Below are 3,864 nucleotides of genomic sequence, written 5' to 3'. Positions count from 1 at the left end.
AGCTGTGATGACTTTTCTATCTATGCGGCTTTGCTAACATTATTGAAAGGTTTGGTGCTAGATGAAACTTTGCTGGGTAGAGCAACTGTACCCGATGCAGCATTACACCAACTATCGGCAAAATATTAGTGGTTGCGAGATTGTCCAGCGAATCAGGGGCATTACATATAATTTTCGTTGACAGGTGAACCTCAATATGGCAAATACGCCTCAACGTTACCTTGAAAAAATACGAGAAGCGAAAAAGAAACAGCTTAAAGAATTAGATTTAAGCAATGTTTGGGGTACTGATAACAAGGAAAAATTAACAGAGATTCCTGCTGAGGTGTTTGAACTGGAATGGTTGGAGGTTTTAAATTTAAGCTACATATAGCCAAAAATCTTTAGCTATTAGCCTTGAACTTTAGTTCTAGGCGGGCGTGGAAGCCAACAGTTAAGCTATTTCTAGCTTAAGTTGACACCAATGAGCATTGCTGTGCCCCTACAAACGGACTGTATTACATGGAATTGAAAACTGCTATTTAATCAACCGCGATCGCACCACCACAACATCTTACTGTTCTTCACCTTTCTCCTGAAGGAGCGATCGCCAATCTGCGATCGCCTTCTCTGTCCACAGCCAATTTTTAGCTAATTTATCTACCTGGAAATTGACTGGATCAGACTTAATTACCAATTGTCGCAACTTGATCGCTTCATTCAAATATTGTGTCTGTTTACCATTAGGTTGACTAAGTGCAGATTTATACAGTCCGAGAGCTAAACCAGCATAGGAAGTTAAAGCATCTTGAGGCACTGCTGTCTTTGTAGATGTTGAGTCTGTGTTCTGCTTTTTAAGAGCTAAATTCAAAGCTTTGAACCAAGAATCATTAGCTCGATTTAGATTGCCTTCAGTGTAGTAGGCAAATCCCAAAGCGTTATTATACAAAAGCGACTCGGGGTTAGCTTTGGCAGCAGTTTCCCAGTAACGGCGGGCATCATCCACGCTATAGTTACTGTTTCCGGCTTGGATAGACTGCCAAGCTAATCGTCCCTTGTAAAAGTTCACCGATGGATCGTCAGCTTGTTTACTTGAAATCAGTTTCAGGGCAGTTTCAGCCGCAGTCAGTGCGCCACGATTGAGTAGTTCTTCTACAGCCAATAACCCACTTTGCAAGTCGCCTTGGCTCAACTTTTCTGTAGCGGTGGCGGTGACAATTCCAGTCTCTGCTGTCTGTAAGTCAGTATTTTGCTGCTTTTTAATCGGTAAAGACTGGGTGGGAATTACTGGGATGTTAGGCAGAATTGGCTGCTGGGTTCGATGCCACCACCAATTTAAACCGATCGCAGCTGCTAACGCACTGATCCCCACAATACCCACAATTGGCCACAGCTGGCGGCGACGGGTACGATTTCTTGGTTGCGGTGGTTGCGATGCCTGCGGCGGGCTACGCCTACGCAAAAAATCAGCAGAATTTTGCCAATTTCCTTCCAAGTTTCCAGCAGTTTGAGGTGGCGGTGCTGGAGCTTCTCCCCACAAATCTGCTTCCTCTTGCGAAGAAGTCATTTCTTCTGAAACCTGACTTTGCTGAAGACTATTTTCTGAAATTTGTTGATCCAGTTCAGTTGGAGCTTTTTGGTTATCTAACTGACGAAATAAATCCGAAACTATCGCAGAATCTTCTGCATAGCTTGGGTCATCATACTCAATTTCATCAACAAGATCGCCCCAAGTATCTTCACCTAGCCAGTCCAACCCAGAATCACGCGCCAAACCAGAAGGAATCATATCCTCCATTCCTAAAGGCATCTCGCTATCATCTGCCATAGCAGAGTACATCGTAGAAGTTGCCCCTAAAGACGGATTATACTGGTTGGGCTTTGCACTTTCCGATAACTCAGTTTCCTGGCTCAGAAAACCGTCAAATTCTGGCTGGAGATATAAAATCGGTAATGCCCAGTACATCTGGTGAGAACCATAAGCAGAAATTAATCCTTGGCGTACCCGACTGACGCACAAATCCACTGGATATCCCTGACTCAAGTTGCGGTAAAACAATTGCGTGAGCGTCAATGCCACTTCATCAGGAATCCGTTCTGACATCGCCAAAACGCTTCTAATTCCGCGCTTTACCAGACTTTCTGCTAGATTTCGTTCCCCAGTATCTCCAGAGGGATCGGATGCAGCTGTGTATGCCCCCAAGCAGGAGTTAAACACTGCCATTTGGATGTTATTGTTGACCAGCAAGCCAGCCAAATCGTCCCCAGTTAAGATTTCCGTTAAGCCAGTTCTGCGACTAGCAAGATAAATTTCTCCGCCATTGGAACCTAAGTTACTATGACCAGAGTAGTGGAGAACATGGTATCTGCCTTGTTCTAGAGCTTGCGTCAGTTCTTCCCGCCCCGGTTGATCTAACACAGTTAGTTCAATTTCTGGAAACCGATTGCTATTTTCAGCAATTCGTGGTAAGCGGTGAAGTTCTGCTTGCAGTTTGATAGCTTCCTGTTTCTGTAAGTCAAGGCGGACTTGATCTGAGGGGGAAGCAATTACCATCAATACTTTTACACCACCTTGTTGTAGTGGTGTGGGCATATTTTGCGTAGGCGTAGCCCCCCGCAGGGATCGCAAAGGCGAAACTCCCAAAATTCCGCTTTGGAAGCGAGAAAAAGCGACATAAGGCCCAGTAGCCAGAGGGCGATCGCCTGCGTGCATCACTTCCCAAGGCAGACGAGCTAATCTAGTGTCTTTTAGCCCCAACCGTAAGCGTAGTACTTGTTGATGGTTCTGGGCAATACCTTGGGCAGTAATCCAACTATCCCTGAGAGTGCCTTGAAATAGGGCGTTATAAAATTGTTGACCCAACGCCACCAAGTTAACAGAGTTTCTGGCGATATCGCTTTCGTGTCCGCCAGAGGCAAATGGATCTCCCTGCAACACCGACTTTAACGGATCATTCATCAAATGCCTAGCAGCCATCAACCAATCAGCTACAGGCCAAGTCACCAATTCTTCTGCCAATGGTACCCCAGGCGCGACTTGTTCCGTCCGCACCAAGTAGTCATTTTGCCCTACAGGAGTTACCGAAATGTGGAATTCCTGGGTCACAGTTTCTCCTGTTTGCCTCCTAAATCTGGTTTGAAACGCGAAAGTTTCAAGTCGATTTTTCGCTCCCTCTGATAAATTAGATGCATCCCACCCCTGAATGTTTCTGATTCTAGTTGTTTTGCTTTTTCTGCCTTTACAACTTTATCCGGATTGGATTACTTGCGACTAGAACACTTAATTGGTAGATGCACCTTGATCTTCAACTCCCCTAGTTGGCTAAAACCCACTGGGGTTTTTTTAATTTTGGCAAACAATAGCAACTTCTGACGCAGATATTCTCTACCAGAAAATAAGTGCTTAACCCTAGAATACTTGATTAGTAGATGGGATGTCCCTTGATTTTTAACTCCCCTAATTCAGTTAATATTTACTCTTGTTTTTTTAACACAGGAGAACAATCAATTTTCTCAGAAATTTATCCGGAGCATGGTGGTTAAACCTGGAACATTTAATTGGTAGATGCACCCTGATAACTAGCTCCCTGGTTGGCTAACGCCCACTGGGGGTTTTTTTATGAAGGAAGTAAGTACAAAACTTACGCACTAAAAACCTGAAATCTATATCTAAATGAGCTTACGCCAGTTGCTTCTCCTGTTCAAAGACGCTCTTGCTAGCAAGCTTTAAGACTCGGCAAAAAAGTCGGGGAACCCTTTCATATCATGTCCGACTTAGTACTTAGTCAAAAGCGAGCGGAGCGTGGCAATCCCAAACCTTTGCGATTGCTTCATTCCACTTCGTTGCATTCGCAATGACATATCGTAAGTGATTTGCCGAACTTG

2 protein-coding genes and 1 pseudogene are annotated in these 3,864 nt (G+C 44.5%); 2 read left to right on the top strand and 1 reads right to left on the bottom strand.

Annotated elements, in window-relative coordinates:
• Together LC574_RS30380 and LC574_RS30375 are read left to right on the top strand one after the other, a co-directional pair.
• A pseudogene (locus tag LC574_RS30380) lies at positions 1-123 on the top strand (glutamate--cysteine ligase); the annotation flags it as partial.
• A gap of 73 nt (positions 124-196) precedes the next feature.
• Positions 197-373, top strand: a complete 177-nt coding sequence (locus LC574_RS30375; RefSeq protein ID WP_229457318.1) for a hypothetical protein — start codon at positions 197-199, stop codon at positions 371-373.
• 180 nt (positions 374-553) lie between these two features.
• Here the strand turns inward: LC574_RS30375 and hetF are convergent, their stop codons facing one another.
• Entirely contained in the window at positions 554-3,085 is a 2,532-nt protein-coding gene (gene hetF, locus LC574_RS30370) for a cell division protein HetF (protein WP_229457317.1), read from the bottom strand.
• Between the last annotated feature and the right edge of the window lie 779 nt (positions 3,086-3,864).

Origin of the sequence: Nostoc sp. CHAB 5715, from assembly GCF_020829685.1 — a bacterium.
Taxonomy (GTDB): domain Bacteria; phylum Cyanobacteriota; class Cyanobacteriia; order Cyanobacteriales; family Nostocaceae; genus Nostoc.
The sequence above is the reverse complement of the archived record's forward strand: the minus strand, read 5'-3'. Positions and strand labels throughout refer to the sequence as shown.

Excerpts from the sequence above, each read along its gene's own strand:
- LC574_RS30375 (WP_229457318.1), top strand. The coding sequence starts at position 197 with ATGGCAAATACGCCTCAACGTTACCTTGAAAAAATACGAGAAGCGAAA.